General features: G+C 61.1%; 17 protein-coding genes and 1 other RNA gene. 11 read left to right on the top strand and 7 right to left on the bottom strand.

The window, feature by feature from the left end; genetic code table 11:
* Positions 1-110: 110 nt before the first annotated feature.
* The 4 genes from FRT59_RS12295 to FRT59_RS12280 form a co-directional block, all read right to left on the bottom strand.
* Complete coding sequence (locus tag FRT59_RS12295) at positions 111-1,328, bottom strand: 2-octaprenyl-3-methyl-6-methoxy-1,4-benzoquinol hydroxylase (RefSeq protein ID WP_167524275.1); 1,218 nt, start codon at positions 1,326-1,328, stop codon at positions 111-113.
* Positions 1,329-1,389: 61 nt separating this feature from the next.
* Entirely contained in the window at positions 1,390-2,577 is a 1,188-nt protein-coding gene (gene ubiH, locus FRT59_RS12290; protein WP_034116331.1) for a 2-octaprenyl-6-methoxyphenyl hydroxylase, read from the bottom strand.
* The gene (gene pepP, locus FRT59_RS12285) at positions 2,574-3,896 is read right to left on the bottom strand and encodes a Xaa-Pro aminopeptidase (RefSeq protein WP_153871321.1); all 1,323 of its coding nucleotides are present in this window, start codon (positions 3,894-3,896) and stop codon (positions 2,574-2,576) included. Before pepP ends, ubiH begins: the two co-directional genes overlap by 4 nt.
* Positions 3,897-3,916: 20 nt before the next feature.
* A complete protein-coding gene (locus FRT59_RS12280) occupies positions 3,917-4,474 on the bottom strand; it encodes a YecA/YgfB family protein (RefSeq protein ID WP_017739071.1) in 558 nt (185 codons plus the stop codon).
* A gap of 138 nt (positions 4,475-4,612) precedes the next feature.
* Between FRT59_RS12280 and FRT59_RS12275 the strand changes: the two genes are divergently transcribed.
* The 4 genes from FRT59_RS12275 to FRT59_RS12260 all read left to right on the top strand — a co-directional run bounded on the left by FRT59_RS12275 (position 4,613) and on the right by FRT59_RS12260 (position 6,033).
* Positions 4,613-4,822 carry a TIGR02449 family protein gene (locus FRT59_RS12275; protein WP_003177365.1) on the top strand — a complete coding sequence of 70 codons (210 nt, stop codon included), beginning with the start codon at positions 4,613-4,615 and terminating at the stop codon, positions 4,820-4,822.
* Positions 4,819-5,136 carry a cell division protein ZapA gene (locus FRT59_RS12270; protein ID WP_034116333.1) on the top strand — a complete coding sequence of 106 codons (318 nt, stop codon included), beginning with the start codon at positions 4,819-4,821 and terminating at the stop codon, positions 5,134-5,136. Before FRT59_RS12275 ends, FRT59_RS12270 begins: the two co-directional genes overlap by 4 nt.
* Positions 5,137-5,166: 30 nt before the next feature.
* Positions 5,167-5,345, top strand: a non-coding RNA gene (ssrS, locus tag FRT59_RS12265) — 6S RNA.
* Between the two features lie 58 nt (positions 5,346-5,403).
* Entirely contained in the window at positions 5,404-6,033 is a 630-nt protein-coding gene (locus FRT59_RS12260; protein ID WP_153837577.1) for a 5-formyltetrahydrofolate cyclo-ligase, read from the top strand.
* A 12-nt stretch (positions 6,034-6,045) separates the two neighbouring features.
* Here FRT59_RS12260 and FRT59_RS26995 read toward each other — a convergent pair whose 3' ends face one another.
* Positions 6,046-6,195 (bottom strand): hypothetical protein, encoded by a 150-nt coding sequence (locus tag FRT59_RS26995; protein WP_010207387.1) that lies wholly within the window; start codon positions 6,193-6,195, stop codon positions 6,046-6,048.
* A gap of 194 nt (positions 6,196-6,389) precedes the next feature.
* Here FRT59_RS26995 and FRT59_RS12255 point away from each other — a divergent pair, with 194 nt between their 5' ends.
* The 5 genes from FRT59_RS12255 to FRT59_RS26990 all read left to right on the top strand — a co-directional run bounded on the left by FRT59_RS12255 (position 6,390) and on the right by FRT59_RS26990 (position 12,310).
* Positions 6,390-6,839 carry an EVE domain-containing protein gene (locus tag FRT59_RS12255; protein WP_034116335.1) on the top strand — a complete coding sequence of 150 codons (450 nt, stop codon included), beginning with the start codon at positions 6,390-6,392 and terminating at the stop codon, positions 6,837-6,839.
* A gap of 69 nt (positions 6,840-6,908) precedes the next feature.
* On the top strand, positions 6,909-7,874 hold the full coding sequence (locus FRT59_RS12250; protein ID WP_153837395.1) for an HlyD family secretion protein: 966 nt from the start codon (positions 6,909-6,911) through the stop codon (positions 7,872-7,874).
* On the top strand, positions 7,871-10,588 hold the full coding sequence (rbbA, locus tag FRT59_RS12245) for a ribosome-associated ATPase/putative transporter RbbA (RefSeq protein ID WP_153871320.1): 2,718 nt from the start codon (positions 7,871-7,873) through the stop codon (positions 10,586-10,588). Before FRT59_RS12250 ends, rbbA begins: the two co-directional genes overlap by 4 nt.
* Positions 10,588-11,706 carry an ABC transporter permease gene (locus FRT59_RS12240; protein ID WP_153871319.1) on the top strand — a complete coding sequence of 373 codons (1,119 nt, stop codon included), beginning with the start codon at positions 10,588-10,590 and terminating at the stop codon, positions 11,704-11,706. The genes rbbA and FRT59_RS12240 overlap by 1 nt, the downstream gene beginning before the upstream one ends.
* Positions 11,707-11,893: 187 nt before the next feature.
* A complete protein-coding gene (locus tag FRT59_RS26990) occupies positions 11,894-12,310 on the top strand; it encodes a hypothetical protein (RefSeq protein WP_167524271.1) in 417 nt (138 codons plus the stop codon).
* Between the two features lie 56 nt (positions 12,311-12,366).
* On the opposite strand, the gene FRT59_RS12235 is transcribed toward FRT59_RS26990, so the two are convergent.
* Entirely contained in the window at positions 12,367-12,774 is a 408-nt protein-coding gene (locus tag FRT59_RS12235; RefSeq protein WP_034116339.1) for a flagellar basal body-associated protein FliL, read from the bottom strand.
* Between the two features lie 150 nt (positions 12,775-12,924).
* Between FRT59_RS12235 and FRT59_RS12230 the strand changes: the two genes are divergently transcribed.
* Together FRT59_RS12230 and glpT are read left to right on the top strand one after the other, a co-directional pair.
* Complete coding sequence (locus FRT59_RS12230) at positions 12,925-13,902, top strand: NADPH:quinone oxidoreductase family protein (protein ID WP_034116340.1); 978 nt, start codon at positions 12,925-12,927, stop codon at positions 13,900-13,902.
* 225 nt (positions 13,903-14,127) lie between these two features.
* Positions 14,128-15,465 (top strand): glycerol-3-phosphate transporter, encoded by a 1,338-nt coding sequence (glpT, locus tag FRT59_RS12225; RefSeq protein WP_153837392.1) that lies wholly within the window; start codon positions 14,128-14,130, stop codon positions 15,463-15,465.
* Here the strand turns inward: glpT and FRT59_RS12220 are convergent.
* Positions 15,462-16,115 carry a gamma-glutamylcyclotransferase gene (locus tag FRT59_RS12220; protein ID WP_034116342.1) on the bottom strand — a complete coding sequence of 218 codons (654 nt, stop codon included), beginning with the start codon at positions 16,113-16,115 and terminating at the stop codon, positions 15,462-15,464. The two genes, glpT and FRT59_RS12220, sit on opposite strands and share 4 nt — an antisense overlap.
* Between the last annotated feature and the right edge of the window lie 107 nt (positions 16,116-16,222).

Here is a 16,222-nt window from a genome sequence, read left to right as displayed (position 1 = left end):
TTTGGTAACGCTCGGCGGAGGCGTTACCAGATGTTGCATAGCCAGAATATGCGCGAAGGCCAATGGCCTCATCGGGGGCAAGCCCCCTCCCACAGGGATTGCATTTCAGTTCAAGGTTTAGCGAGCTCTGGGAGGTCACCCGTCAAACCCAATGCCTGGCGTACAAACACCGCCTTGGCCTCGGGCATCTGGTCGACGATTTTCAAACCGGCATTACGCAGCCAGCGCAGTGGCAGTTGATCAGCCTGGAACAGGCGTTCAAAGCCTTCCATTGCCGCCATCAACGCCAGGTTGTGCGGCATGCGCCGCCGTTCGTAACGGCTCAGCACCTTCACATCCGCCAGGCGCTCGCCGCGCTCGGTCGCTGCCAGCAATACTTCAGCCAGCACCGCTGCATCGAGGAAGCCCAGGTTCACGCCCTGACCCGCCAGGGGATGAATCACGTGGGCCGCGTCGCCGATCAGCGCCAGCCCTTCAGCCACATAACGTTTGGCATGGCGCTGACGCAAAGGTACGCAGACGCGTGGGTCTGCGCTGACCACAGTGCCCAAGCGCCCTTCAAAGGCCCGCTCCAGTTCCCGGCAGAAGCGTTCATCATCCAGGGCCATCAGGCGTTCGGACTCAGCCGGCGTGGTCGACCAGACGATCGAACACCAATCCTCCTGCCCATCGCGCACCAGCGGCAGGAACGCCAACGGGCCGGTATCGGTAAAGCGTTGCCACGCCGTGCGCTGGTGCGGCTGGCTGCTGCGCACGCTGGTCACGATGGCGTTATGCAGATAATCCCACTCGCGGGTCGCGGTGCCCGTCAGGCGGCGCACCGCGGAGTTGGCGCCATCGGCGGCTACCACCAGCGGCGCACGCAGCTTGCGGCCATCGGCCAGGGTCAGCAGCCAGTCATCGCCGGAGCGGCGCATCTGCTCCAGGCGCGCATTGGCCAGCAGGCCGAGGTCGCAGTCGTGCAGGCGATCCAGCAAGGCATCCTGTACCACACGGTTTTCGACGATATGCCCGAGCACTTCGGCATGCACGCTGGCCGCCGAGAAGTGGATCTGCCCGGTGCCGCTGCCGTCCCATACTTGCATCTCGCCGTAGGGGCTGGCGCGACGCTCGACGATGCCGCCCCACACGCCCAGGCGTTCAAGAATGCGCTGGCTGGCCGCTGACAAAGCGCTCACCCGCGGTTCAAACGCTGCATTCGGGTCAAACGGCTTGACGCTCAACGGGCTGCCATCGAGCAGTAGCACCTGCAAGCCACTGCCCTGTAACGCCAGCGCCAGGGCGCTTCCGACCATTCCGGCCCCGACAATCAGCACATCTGCGCGCATGTCCATGCTTTAAGCCTTGTCTCGTGTGCGGCACAGGCCGCAAATAAAGTAGTGGGCCGGTTCAAACATCAGAGCGCGTGCCCAGGCCCATGGCCTGGCGGGCGAACCAGCGTTTGGCCGGTGGCAAAAGGTCCAGGCCGAGCAAGCCCAGGTTGCGGCCCAGCGCCATTAACGGCTGGCCGCTGCCAAACAGGCGCGTGACCTGGTCGGAGAAACCTACGGTGAGTTGCTGGTCCAGGCGCTGGCGATCGCGATAGCCTTGCAAGGTCGCCAGGTCGCCCGGCACTGCAGGGCCAGCCAGCAAGGCTTCGGCCAAGGCATTGGCATCGCGCAGGGACAGGTTGAAACCCTGCCCGGCAATCGGGTGAAGGCTGTGGGCGGCATTGCCGAGGACCGCCAGGTGGGAGCGCACTTGCTCTTCAGCTTCCACCAGAGTCAACGGATACAGGTGACGGGCGCCCACTTGCTTGAGGGTACCCAGGCGATAACCGAACACACCCTGCAGTTCGCTCAGGAAGCTGCGCTCGTCAAGGTTGGCCAAGCGCTGGGCGTCCATGCCGATGCGGGTCCAGACCAGCGCACAACGGTTGTCCGGCAGCGGCAACAAGGCCATCGGCCCTTCATCGGTAAAGCGCTCGAACGCTTCGCCATTGTGGGCTTCGCTTGGGGTGATGTTGGCGATCAGCGCGCTCTGGTTGTAGGGCCGGGTTTTCACGCCAATGCCCAGTTGCTCACGCAAACCGGAGCGGCCGCCATCGGCCAGTACTGCAAGGTCGCACTCCAGCACGGTTTCATCGTTGAGGGTCAGGCGATAGCCATCGGGCAGCGGCTCCATGCGCGTGACTTCCGCAGGGCAGCGCCAGCTCACCACATCCTTGTCCAAGCCTTGCCACAGGCATTGGCCGAGCCAGGCGTTTTCCACCACATAGCCCAGGGCCGGAACGCCCTCTTCCATGGCAGACAAACGTGCAGTGGAGAAACGCCCGCGGTCCGACACATGGATCTGCTTGATCGGCTCGGCACGCGGGGAGATGGCCTGCCACAGGCCCAGGCGCTGGTAGATCTGCCGTGCGCCAAACGACAGCGCGGAAGAACGCGCATCGTAGCTCGGCTGGTAGCTGTCACCCGGTGCAAAGGGTTCGATCAGTACGATTTTCCAGCCCCGCGCCTTGGCCCCGGCCTGCAACGCCAATGCCAGGCTGGCGCCCACCAGGCCGCCGCCGATAATCGCCAGGTTGACCCGGCTCATCGGGCAGCCGCCATCAGTGCTTCGATCTCGGCGACAGTCTTGGGCACGCCGCCGGTCAGGATTTCACAGCCTTGCTTGGTCACTATCACGTCATCCTCGATGCGTACGCCAATGCCACGCCATTTCTTTGCCACGTTCTGGTTGTCAGGTGAAATATAGATGCCCGGTTCCACGGTCAAGGCCATGCCGACTTCCAGCACTCGCCATTCACCGCCCACCTTGTACTCGCCCACATCATGCACATCCATGCCCAGCCAGTGGCCGGCACGGTGCATGTAGAAGGCGCGGTAGGCTTCGCTGGCGATCAACTCGTCAACATCACCTTGCAACAATCCCAACTTCACCAGCCCGGCGGTGATGACCTGCACGGTCGCCTCGTGGGCCTGGTTCCAATGTTTGTTCGGCGCAATCTGCTTGAAGGCGGCTTCCTGGGAGGCCAGCACAATCTCGTAGATCGCCTTTTGTTCAGGCGAAAATTTGCCGTTGACCGGCCAGGTGCGGGTGATGTCGCTGGCGTAGCAGTCGATCTCACAACCGGCGTCGATCAGCACCAGGTCGCCGTCCTTGAGCAGCGCGTCATTCTGCTGGTAATGCAGGATGCAGCTGTTGCGCCCGGCGGCGACGATGGAACCATAGGCCGGCATTTTCGCGCCGCCCTTGCGGAACTCGTAATCCAGCTCGGCTTCCAGGCTGAACTCATGCAGGCCGGCGCGGCTGGCCTGCATCGCCCGCACGTGGGCCGCGCAGGAAATCCGCGCCGCCTCGCGCATCACCCTCACTTCTGCAGCCGATTTATACAGGCGCATGTCGTGGAGCAGATGATCCAGGGCAACGAATTCGTTCGGCGGCTGGGCGCCCAGGTGCGCCTTGGAACGGATCACGTTGATCCACTCCATCACATGCCGGTCGAACTCGGCGTTGCTGCCCATGGCCGAATACACGCGATCGCGGCCTTCAATCAGGCCAGGCAGGATGTCGTCGATATCGGTGATGGGGAACGCGTCGTCAGCGCCAAAGTCGCGGATCGCGCCTTCGGTGCCGGCGCGCAGACCGTCCCACAACTCGCGCTCGGCATTGTGTTCGCGGCAGAACAGCACGTACTCGCCGTGCTGGCGGCCGGGCATCAGCACGATGACCGCTTCGGGCTCGGGGAAACCGCTCAGGTACTGGAAGTCGCTGTCCTGGCGATACACATGCTCGACATCACGGTTGCGGATCGCCACGGCGGCGGCCGGCAGGATCGCGATGCTGTTGGGTTCCATCTGCGCCATGAGCGCCTTGCGGCGTCGGGTGTATTCCGCTTTGGGGATATGAATCATGGGCAGATGGGGTTCCTTTCTTAATGCAGCGAAGGCTTGGGTGCAGCAGGTTCAGCAGACTTTTTGGTCTCGGTGAACAGCAGCAACGGCGCGACGCGCAGGTATTCCATGACTTCCATGTAGTCGCCCTCGCCGTCTTCGGATTCTTCCAGGGCATCTTGCACCTGGGAGATGGCTGCCAGGTCCTGCAGCACTTCCTTGGCGTCGGTGCTCAGCTCCAGGCCGCCGGCGTTCACGCCGAAACCGTGGAGGAAACCCTGACACCACTGGCCCAGGGCGGCAGCGCGTTCGGTGAGCGGCGCGTCATCGGTCGGCAGCAGCAGGACCACGGTGACGTCATCACCGGTCAGCTCGCCCTTGACCATTTCTTGCAGGCCGATCAGCGCGTTACGCACGTTCTCGGTGGGTTCGGTTTCCAGCAGCTCGGCCACATCGGCCAGCCAGTTGTCGGCATCAAAGCCCACACCGGTGCAACTGCGGCCCAACAGCACGCCGTGCAGTTCGGCAGGCGAGCATGGGTGGCCGCTGGTGCTCAGCAGTTTGGAAAAAGCGTCGTACGGGGAATTCTGAATGGGCATGGTGAGCTAGGCGCCAGACGGCGCAATGTCTAGAATGGAGCGCTGTATCCTAGCACCGGCAGACGCACCAAGACTATCGAGGGCGTCAGATCGTTTATCCTGCAGTTGCCATTCATCAGACAAATCCAGTGGAACCCAATGGAAGACACCGACCTGCAAGCGCTGATGGCCAGACTCGAACTGCTAATTGATCGGGTCGAGCAACTTAAGAGTCAAAACGGACTCCTATTAGCTCAGGAAAAGACCTGGCGCGAGGAACGCGCTCACCTCATTGAAAAAAACGAAATCGCCCGGCGTAAGGTCGAATCGATGATTTCGCGCCTGAAGGCCCTGGAGCAAGACTCATGAGTTCAAGCAATAGCGTAACTGTGCAGATCCTCGACAAAGAATATTCGATCATCTGCCCCCAGGAAGAACGCAGCAACCTGGTGAGCGCTGCCCGCTACCTGGACGGCAAGATGCGTGAAATCCGCAGCAGCGGCAAAGTCATCGGCGCCGACCGCATCGCCGTGATGGCCGCGTTGAATATCACCCACGATCTGCTGCATAAGCAGGAACGCCCTGACGTGCAGGCCAGCGGCTCGACGCGCGAGCAAGTGCGTGACCTGCTCGAACGCGTGGATCTGGTGCTTTCCACCGATTCAGACACACCCAAGGGCTGATTGCCGAGTCTGTTTAAGGTATACTCGCCCCACTCCCTGGCGTGTTTGCCAGTCGGCGATGTCCCTGAGCCGATTCGCACTACCCTGGAAGTTGCACGTTGGGCTGGTGTGCATGTCCGCTAGACGGAAAGCCTTAAAGCCTACTGCTTCTTCCACCTTGAACTTTCGGGTTCAAGGGCTAAGTCGACAGCGGCTCTGTCGGGGAGCCTGAATTCCCAAACTCAATGCCAGTCCCAGGACTGGCATTGTTTTATGAGCCGAAAAACCATGACCGAACCTGCGCCGCTTTCCCGTCCGCAACTTCGACGCATGTTGCGCAAGGCCCGCCGCGCCCTCACACCGAGCGAACAGCGCCAGGCCGCCCTTGGTGTGTATCGGCAACTGGCACAGCACCCGCTGTTTCGCCGGGCCAAACATATCTCCTTGTATCTGCCGACGGACGGTGAACTCGATCCGCGCCTGCTGCTGCGTGCGGCCCAGCGCCGGGGCAAGGCCACTTATCTGCCGGTACTGAGCGCCTGGCCGCGCACCAAGATGGTGTTCCAGCGCGTGCGGCCTGGGGATAAGTTGTTGCCCAACCGCTTTCGCATTCTGGAGCCACGGGTGAATGCCCAGCGCCAACGACAAGTGTGGGCGCTGGACTTGGTACTGTTGCCGTTGGTGGGGTTCGATGATGCGGGCGGGCGGCTGGGCATGGGCGGCGGGTTTTACGACCGCAGCCTGGCCTATCTGGCCCGTCGCCGTAGCTGGCGCAAGCCGACGCTGCTGGGGCTGGCCCATGAGTGTCAGAAAGTCGAGCGCCTGGCGCAGGCAAGCTGGGATGTGCCATTGGCGGGGACGGTGACCGATAAGCAGTGGTATGTCGCACAAACGCCGCTGGAAACAGCGGCGCCTTAGTTAAGCTTTGAGTTAACGCTTGAACGGTTGTGGCTGCTGCTGAGCCAGTTCAACCGGTGCATCGGTCTTGTTCGACCACAGGCTTTGGGCATAACCGGTGGTCACGACGCCCAGACCAAACAAAATAACCAAAATCCATAGTAAATCCGGTTTACGTTGCATCGATTGCCCCCCTTCAGGCACCTCGTACACGATGACAACAACGTTCCAAGGTAGTCCGTTGCAGCTGCGTCAAGCTTAAAGGCCGGCATTCTGCGGCAACGTGAACCAACACGCAAACCTTGACGCCAACCGACTGTCGGTTTGTCATGGAATTGCCCGACAACTTGCCCAATGCCTTTTTCAGGAGCCCCAAAATGGCCTACTGGCTGATGAAATCCGAGCCCGACGAACTCTCCATCAACGGCCTGGAAACGCTCGGCGAAGCCCGCTGGGATGGGGTGCGCAACTATCAGGCGCGCAACTTTCTGCGCGCCATGGCGGTGGGCGATGAGTTTTTCTTCTACCACTCCAGTTGCCCGGAGCCGGGCATCGCCGGCATCGGCAAAATCATTGAGGCTGCCTACCCGGACCCCACCGCACTGGAACCGGACAGCCATTACTTCGACGCCAAGGCCAGCGCGGAGAAAAACCCCTGGAGTGCGATCACCGTGGCCCACGTCAAAACCTTCCCCAAGGTGTTGAGCCTGGGCTATCTGAAACAGCAAACCGCTCTTGCCGAAATGCCGCTGGTGCAAAAAGGCAGCCGGCTTTCGGTCATGGCGGTCACACCTGAACAGTGGGCCGCCATCATTCATCTGCTTTAAATGACCGATATCAACACCACCACGGGGTAAACCCGTCACACTGGGACGCTAACGCCGCAGGATGCAGCCATGTCTACGAACCACCACACCTCCCGTCTTTTCGCTATTGCCCTGATCGCCCTGTTGCTGGGGGCCGGGGCCTTTGGTTACTGGCGCTCGACCCAGGACCGCCTGCCCGAAGGCTTGAGCATGGGCAACGGGCGCCTGGAATCCACCGAAGTGCAGATCGCCGCCAAGATCCCCGGCCGCCTGGCCGAAGTGCGCGTGGATGAAGGCGACAAAGTGCTCAAGGGCCAACTGCTGGCGCGCATGGACACCCGCACCCTGGAAGCCCAGCGCGCCCAGGCCGAAGCCGAGGTGTTACGCGCCAAGGAAAACTTCGCCTCCGCCGAAGCCAACGTGCAGTTGCGCCAAAGCGAGCAACTGCTGGCCAGCCAGGAACTCAAGCGTACCCAGGAGCTGTACCGGCGCGGCTTCGCCAGCAGCCAGTTGATCGACCAGCAGCAGGCACGCCAGAACACCGGCAACGCCGCGGTGATCGCCGCACAAGCCCAGGTCAACGCGGTGAAGGCCGCGATCGGTGCGGCCCAGGCCCAAGTGGCCCAACTCACCAGCGAAATTGATGACAGCAGCCTGCGTGCGCCCATCGACGGCATCATCCAATTGCGCCTGGCCGAGCCCGGTGAAGTGCTCGGCGCAGGGGGTCGCGTGTTGCTGCTGATTGATCCCAATGACCAATACATGAACCTCTACCTGCCCGCCTCCGTCACCGGTCGCCTGACTGTCGGCAGTGAAGCGCGCATCCTGCTCGACGCCCTGCCCCAGCAAGCGTTGCCGGCCAAAATCAGTTTTGTCGCGGACAAATCCCAGTTCACCCCCAAGGAAGTGGAAACCCGCGACGAACGCCAGAAGCTGGTGTTCCGCGTCAAATTGCGCCTGACCCAACCCAGCGCGGTGCCACAAGCCAAACCGGGCATGCCCGGCGCGGGCTACGTTCGCACAGCTGATATCGACTGGCCGGCCAACCTGCAATGAGCGGCCTGGCGCTGCACGCCACGGGGATCAACCATCGCTACGGCAAGCAACAGGCGCTGGTCGACATTGCCTTCAGCCTGCCAGCCGGCACCCGCTGCGGGTTGATCGGCCCGGATGGCGCGGGCAAGTCGAGCCTGTTGGGGTTGATCGCCGGGGTTAAAAAACTGCAAGAAGGCCAGTTGCAGGTGCTCGGCGGCTCCATCGAAGACCGCCGTCACCGCAACAGCCTGTACCCGCGCATCGCCTTTATGCCCCAGGGCCTGGGTGGCAACCTGTACCCCGAGCTGTCCATCAGCGAGAACATCCGTTTCTTCGCCACCTTGTTCGGCCTGTCGAAAGCCGATTGCGACCAGCGCATGCACAACCTGCTGCTCGCCACGGACCTCGCACGCTTTGCCGAGCGCCCGGCGGGCAAGCTGTCCGGTGGCATGAAGCAGAAGCTCGGCCTGTGCTGCGCGCTGATCCATGACCCAGACCTGTTGATCCTCGACGAGCCCACCACCGGCGTCGACCCGCTGTCACGCCGGCGTTTCTGGGAGCTGGTAGACAGCGTACGCGGCGAGCGCCCGCAACTGACGCTGCTGGTAGCCACTGCCTATATGGAAGAGGCCGAGCAGTTCGAACATTGCCTGATGCTTGACCGTGGCAGGTTGATCGCCGACGGGTTGAGCCGCGAACTGGCGACGATCACGCCCAGCGGCAAGCTGGATGAAGCCTTCACCCACTTCCAGGGCGACAGCGCCCACGACAACCAGCCACTGGTGATTCCACCGCGCACAAACGGCAACACCGATATCGCCATCCAGGCCCACGACCTGACCCTGCGTTTTGGCGACTTCACGGCGGTGAACAACGTCAGCTTTGCCATTGGCCGCGGCGAGATCTTCGGCTTCCTCGGCTCCAACGGCTGCGGCAAGACCACCACCATGAAAGTCCTGACCGGGCTGATGCCGGCCACCGAAGGCAGTGCAATCCTGCTGGGCAAGCCGGTGGACGCCAAGGACCTGGCGACCCGCAAGCGCGTGGGCTTCATGTCGCAAAGTTTCTCGCTGTATGGCGAGCTGAGCGTGCGCCAGAACCTGGTGCTGCATGCGCAACTGTTCGACTTGCCAAAGGTCGACAGTGGCCCGCGCATTGATGAACTGATAAAGCGCTTCGACCTCGGTGAAGTGGCCGAGCAGCCCTCCGGCGAGCTGCCCCTTGGCCTGCGCCAGCGTTTGTCCCTGGCCGTCGCGGTGCTGCATCGCCCGGAAGTGCTGATCCTCGATGAGCCCACCTCGGGCGTCGACCCGGCGGCACGGGATGATTTCTGGCGGCTGCTGGTCGAGCTCTCGCGGGAACAGGGCGTGACCATCTTCTTGTCCACCCACTTTATGAACGAAGCCCAGCGCTGCGACCGTATCTCCTTGATGCATGCGGGCAAGGTACTGGCCTGCGACACGCCCGAGGCGCTGCAACGGCAGTTCCACGGCGATACCTTGGAGGCGGCTTTCGTCACCTGCCTGGAGCAGGCCCAGGGTGAACCCGAACCCGCCGCACCCCGTGCAACCGCCAACGAAACCCACGCGCCGCCCGTGAGCAAACGTGGCTTCAGCCTGGCCCGGCTGTTGGCCGTGGCCAGCCGCGAAGGCAAGGAACTGCTGCGCGATAAAGTGCGCATGGCCTTCGCCCTGCTCGGGGCAATGTTCATGATGGTGATCTTCGGCTACGGTATTTCCCTGGACGTGGAAAACCTCGCCTTCGCCGTCTACGACCAGGACCAGACCCCGCAAAGCCGCGCCTACCTGGAGGCGTTCCGCAGTTCGCGTTATTTCGCCGAGCAAGCGCCCATCCGCGACGCCAACGAACTGCACAAGCGCCTGCAACGCTCGGAAATCAAACTGGCCCTGGAGATCCCGCCGGGCTTCGGCCGTGACCTCTACGCCGGCCGCCAGCCCAGCGTCGCGGCCTGGCTCGACGGCGGCATGCCGTTTCGTGCGGAAACCAGCCGCAACTATGTGGAGGCGGTGCACCAGGGCAACCTTGCGCAGCTCGCCGAACTGAGCAGCCAGCCCCTGAACAACCGGGCCGCCGCCAAGCTTGAAACGCGCTTTCGCTACAACCAGGACGTGGTCAGCGTGAATGCCATCGGCCCGGGCGTGATGGCGCTGATCCTGGCGTTCATTCCGGCCATGCTCACCGCGCTCGGCATCGTGCGGGAAAAAGAGCTGGGGTCGATCACCAACTTCTACGCCACGCCGCTGACGCGTCTGGAGTTCCTGCTGGGCAAACAAGCGCCCTACCTGGCCGTCAGCCTGGTCAACCTGGCGCTGCTGGTGGCGATGAACCGCTGGTTGTTCGGTGTACCCTTCAAAGGCAGCGGCTTGACCCTGGCTTTCGGTGGCCTGTTGTACGTGCTGGCCACCACGAGCATGGGCCTGTTGATCTCGGCGTTCACCCGCACCCAGATCGCGGCGATCCTCGGCACCATGATCATCACCAGCCTGCCAACCATCCAATTTTCCGGGCTGATCGTGCCGCGTTCGTCCCTGGAGGGTGCGGCGGCGCTGATGGGCATGCTGTTTCCGGCCGGGCACTTTCTGGATATTGCGGTGGGCACTTTCACCAAAGCCCTGGACCTTCGCCAGTTGTGGCCGCAGTGCCTGGCCTTGTTCGGGTTTTTCGTCGGGTTCACCGGGCTCAGCCTGGTGATGCTCAAGAAGCAGGAGGCCTGATGCACAAGCTCGCCCATATCCTGCGGCTGGGGATCAAGGAACTCACCAGCCTGCGCCACGACAGCGTGTTGCTGCTATTTCTGTTCTACGCCTTCACCGTGGCGATCTATATGCCCGCCGCGGGCTCGGTGATTGGCGTGCACAACGCCAGCGTGGCCTTTGTCGATGAAGATCACAGCGCGCTCTCGCGGCAGATGGCCGAGGCCCTGCAACCACCAGAATTCCAGGCGCCGGCGCCATTGGCCTACGACCAGTTGGACAAGGTCATGGACAGCGGCCAGTACACCTTCGTCATCAATGTACCGGTGAATTTCCAGGCCGACCTGTTGGCCGGGCGCCAGCCGGGCGTGCAGGTGAACGTCGACGCCACGGCGATGAGCCAGGCATTTATGGGCGCGGGTTACATCGGCCGGATTTTTCAGCGGGAGCTGCTGACCTACAGCGGCCAGGCCGACGTAGCCAGCAAAGCCCCGGCCCTGCTGACCACTCGGGCGCTGTTCAATACCAACCTGGAAGGTGGCTGGTTTCTGGCAGTGATCCAGATCGTCAACAACATCACCATCCTCGCCATCGTGCTGACTGGCACCGCCCTGCTGCGCGAACGCGAACACGGCACCCTCGACCACCTGCTGGTGCTGCCCCTGACCGCGCTGGAAATCATGCTGGCGAAAATCTGGAGCAATATGCTGGTGGTGGTGTTGTGTACGTGGCTGTCCCTGGAGTTGGTGGTCAAAGGCTTGCTCGGCGTGCCGTTGGCCGGGTCGCTGAGCCTGTTCCTGCTGGTGACGGCGCTGTATCTGTTTGCGAGTACCGCACTGGGCATCTTCCTCGCCACCCTCGCCCGCTCGACGCCGCAGTTCGGCCTGCTGGCGATCCCGGTGATCATCCCGATGCTATTGCTCTCGGGTGGCAGTACGCCGCTGGACAGCATGCCCGAGTGGTTGCAGTGGGTGATGCAGGGCTCGCCGTCGACGCACTTTGTGAGTTTGAGCGCGGCGATTCTATTCAGGGATGCGGGGCTGAGCGTGGTGTGGCCGGACTTGCTGGCGTTGGCGGGGATTGGCTTGGTGTTTTTTGCGGTGGCGTTGGCGAGATTCAGGAAGACGTTGTTGTCTTGACGCTTGAATTGTTAGCGCCAAAAACACCAAAACGAGCTTCCTTATAGCTATATAACCTAAACAACTGTTATTTATGACAGTAGTAAATTCCGCTCTAAAGAACTCTACTGACGATATAAAAATTTGCTCTGGAAAACTCAAAGCCATAGCAACTTTTGCATGTCCATGCACTTAACGGAGCTTCATCATGGCGAACACACCAGAATCCAAAGAAATCTACATCGAACTCCCTGCCGAAACTGTAAGCGCTCCAACCACCAAGGCGACGACCAAGATAATAGATGGCGCGTACGCACCATGGGGATTCCATGGCTATATAGAGTTCGAGTATTCTCTTACTGGTTCGGGCTCGTCGATAATTTTAGTTAGAACCCTAAGCTACTACCTCAAAACGTCTTATAAACCGCAAGATTCGAAATTTAGTATCACAGCACCTAACTTATCTCCCCTATCTGTAAACCCAACAATTATCAACCAATGGGAGAAATGGGACTCAAGTCTTCAAACAACTTCGCGATCTTATTTTTTTGATTTCATATTCCAGGCTATGCCGGGTGGCCCGAGTGCAACTGTCCGAAAAACTGTAAATCTACCCATTATTTAAATAATACCGACCTGCCTGCGGCCGACAAACCAGCCGCAGGCGTGGTAACTCTGCACTTATTGAATAATCAAGTTATTGAACAACAAATCCTCAACCACCGGCTTGCCAGTCTCATCGTTCATTACTTGCTGGGTTTGCTTCAGGGCTTCCTGGCGCAGTTTTTCCTTGCCTTCAACACTGCTCATGGCCTCATTGGTCTGCTGGGTAAACAGCGCCACCAGTTGGTTGCGAATCAACGGGTCGTTGGCTTTGACCGCAGCAGCCGCTTCAGGGCCGGTCACGCGCAGGGCGATGTCGGCCTTGTATACCTTGAGCTTCGCCGTGCCATCCAGGCCGTAGTTGCCCACAAACGGTGGCGTCAGGCTGATATAGCTGACCTTCGGCGCCTCGCCTTCCTTGGCCTCTTCGGCCTGGGCTGCCATCGGCAACGTCAGGGCCAGCATCAACAGGATCCACGCTTTCACAGTTCATTCCTCGAATTCGGTTGCCCGGTAGCATAACGCTAGCAAGGCTGAGCACAAGCTTATGGCGGCTTATCAGGCCCGGGCATGCTCGTTGACCCGCGGGCGTACCCTCCTACACTTATCGGCCATGACGCCAAAAGGAATAGTCCGATGAAAGCTGTGCTGTGCAAAGCCTTCGGCCCCGCCGAAACCCTGGTGCTGGAAGAGATCACCAGCCCTGCGATCAAGAAGAACGAGATCCTGCTGGACGTGCACGCCGCCGGGGTGAATTTTCCGGATACCCTGATCATCGAGGGCAAGTACCAGTTCAAGCCGCCTTTTCCGTTCTCACCCGGTGGCGAAGCGGCGGGCGTGGTCAGTGAAGTGGGTGAGAACGTCAGCCACTTGAAAGTCGGTGACCGGGTGATGGCGTTGACCGGCTGGGGCAGCTTTGCCGAGCAGGTCGCGGTGCCCGGCTATAACGTGCTGCCGATCCCGCCAAGCATGGACTTCAACACCGCCGCCGCCTTCAGCATGACTTACGGCACCTCGATGCACGCGCTTAAACAGCGGGCCAACCTGCAACCCGGCGAAACCCTGCTGGTGCTCGGCGCTTCCGGTGGCGTAGGCCTGGCCGCCGTGGAAATCGGCAAGGCCATGGGCGCCCGGGTGATCGCCGCCGCCAGCAGCGCCGACAAACTCGCGGTGGCCAAGGCGGCCGGCGCCGATGAGTTGATCAACTACAGCGAAGCCAGCCTCAAGGACGAGATCAAGCGCCTGACCGACGGCAACGGCGCCGATGTGATCTACGACCCGGTGGGCGGCGATTTGTTTGACCAGGCCGTCCGCGCCATCGCCTGGAACGGCCGGCTGCTGGTGGTGGGGTTTGCCAGCGGGCGCATTCCTGAACTGCCAGTGAACCTGGCATTGCTCAAGGGCGCGGCGGTGGTCGGGGTGTTCTGGGGCTCGTTTGCCCAGCGCCAGCCGCAGGATAATGCGGCGAATTTTCAGCAATTGTTCAGTTGGTACGGTGAAGGCAAGCTCAAGCCGCTGGTGTCGCAGGTGTATCCGCTGGAACAAGCCGCCCAGGCGATCAACGATCTTGGGCAGCGCAAGGCGGTGGGCAAGGTCGTCGTCCAAACCCGCTAGTTGATCTGAAATGCGGTTAGTGTGGGAGCAAGCCCGCTCCCACATTTGGTTCACCGGCAAATCAAAATTGATCACGACCCACACTTATCTATAAGCGACATGTTCGTAAAAGAACATGCAATTGCTCCCATTTCCTGTGTTTGCAGATAAGAGGCGATGCTATTTTCGGTAACGAAACTGTAACATTCGCATCCGCAGTCAAAACAAGAAATTTGGAGCTCTTGAATGTTTGCTTTCTTTCGCCCTGCCGCACACCAGGCGCCCCTGCCTGAAGAAAAAATAGACAGTACCTACCGACGGCTGCGCTGGCAGATCTTCGCCGGTATTTTCTTCGGTTACGCCGGCTACTACCTGCTGCGCAAAAACTTCTCCCTGGCCATGCCCTACCTGATCGACGAGGGTTACACCCGCGGTGAACTGGGCCTGGCGATGTCGGCGATTGCGATTGCCTACGGCTTGTCCAAGTTCCTCATGGGCCTGGTGTCCGACCGCTCCAACCCACGCTACTTCCTGCCCTTCGGCTTGCTGGTTTCCGCCGGGGTGATGTTCATTTTCGGTTTCGCACCTTGGGCAACGTCCAGCGTGACCATGATGTTCATTTTGCTGTTCATCAACGGCTGGGCCCAGGGCATGGGTTGGCCGCCGAGTGGGCGGACCATGGTGCACTGGTGGTCGCAGAAAGAGCGCGGCGGTGTGGTGTCGGTGTGGAACGTAGCGCACAACGTCGGCGGCGGCCTGATCGGCCCGCTGTTCCTGCTGGGCATGGCCTGGTTCAACGACTGGCACGCCGCGTTCTATGTGCCGGCCACGGTGGCCCTGGCGGTGGCGGCGTTTGCCTTCATCACCATGCGCGACACCCCGCAGTCGGTGGGCCTGCCGCCGATCGAGCAGTACAAGAACGACTACCCGGAAGGCTACGACGCCAGCCACGAAGACGAATTCAGCGCCAAGGAAATCTTCGTCAAGTACGTGCTGCGTAACAAAATGCTGTGGTACATCGCCTTTGCCAACGTGTTCGTCTACCTGTTGCGCTATGGCGTTCTGGACTGGGCGCCGACCTACTTGAAGGAAGCCAAGCACTTCACGGTCGACAAGTCGTCCTGGGCGTATTTCTTCTACGAGTGGGCAGGTATCCCGGGCACGCTGCTGTGTGGCTGGATGTCGGACAAGATCTTCCGTGGCAACCGTGGCCTGACCGGTATCGTGTTCATGGCCCTGGTCACCGTGGCGACCCTGGTTTACTGGCTCAACCCGCCGGGCAACCCGATGATCGACATGATCGCGCTGGTCTCCATCGGCTTTCTGATCTACGGCCCGGTGATGCTGATCGGCCTGCAGGCGCTGGAACTGGCACCAAAGAAAGCCGCCGGCACCGCTGCGGGCTTCACCGGTTTGTTCGGCTACCTGGGTGGTTCGGTGGCAGCCAGTGCGGCCATGGGCTACACGGTTGACCATTTCGGCTGGGACGGTGGTTTCGTGTTGCTGATTGGTGCCTGTGTACTGGCGATCGCGTTCCTGATCCCCACGCTGTGGCACACCAACAGCGTCAGCTCGGCGCGTTAACCGCCTGGGCAATCCTTGGCACAACGCTTGAGCCGCGCCTCCAGGTTTTTATCTGGCATGGCGTGGCTACGCAGGGCGTTCACGGTCTGCTCGACATAATCGCGAGTGGTGCCGTAACGCCCGCAAGCGCTTTGCAGCACATGATTAAGCACGATATCTGGCAAGTTGCCAGCATAGCTGGGCAAGTGCCGCTCCAATACAAACCCCAACGCCTGCACGCTACTGCCATCTTCCAATCGGCAGCTGAGCCAGTGTGGCCGGTAAGAGGGGTAAGGCATCTCGCGCTGCCACAGGGCGTACAGCGAGGCCTCCAACTGGTCTTCCGGCAAGCGGTAGGCAAACCCGCTGCAGGAACCACCGCGATCCAGCCCGAACACCAACCCCGGTAATTCCGGCGTGCCCCGATGCTCGTGGGACCACAAATACAGGCCGCGGTGATAACCGTGGACCCGTGCACGCACCCGTTCGGTCGACGAACACTCAGGACGCCAGATCAGCGAACCATAGGCAAACAGCCACACCGGCCCACCCTTATGCCGGGCCATGGTGGCCTGCATCGAGCTCATCAATTGTTCGTGAGTGAGTTGCGGCCCAAGATCGAGCCGCGGAGGGTAAGCCAACTGCAAAAGATCGGTTTCAATGGCGGTCATGGCGAAAAGCGGTGCGCCTCCTGTGTGTTACCAGTTTTGACATCCTTCCCCACCTCTCGGCCTGCTACCCAGAGCCTAGACAGGCAAGCTGGAAAGGAAGGGGATTC

It is taken from the genome of Pseudomonas haemolytica (assembly GCF_009659625.1).
Taxonomy (GTDB): domain Bacteria; phylum Pseudomonadota; class Gammaproteobacteria; order Pseudomonadales; family Pseudomonadaceae; genus Aquipseudomonas; species Aquipseudomonas haemolytica.
Note: the sequence above shows the minus strand (reverse complement) of the source record. Positions and strands in the feature narration are given on the sequence as shown.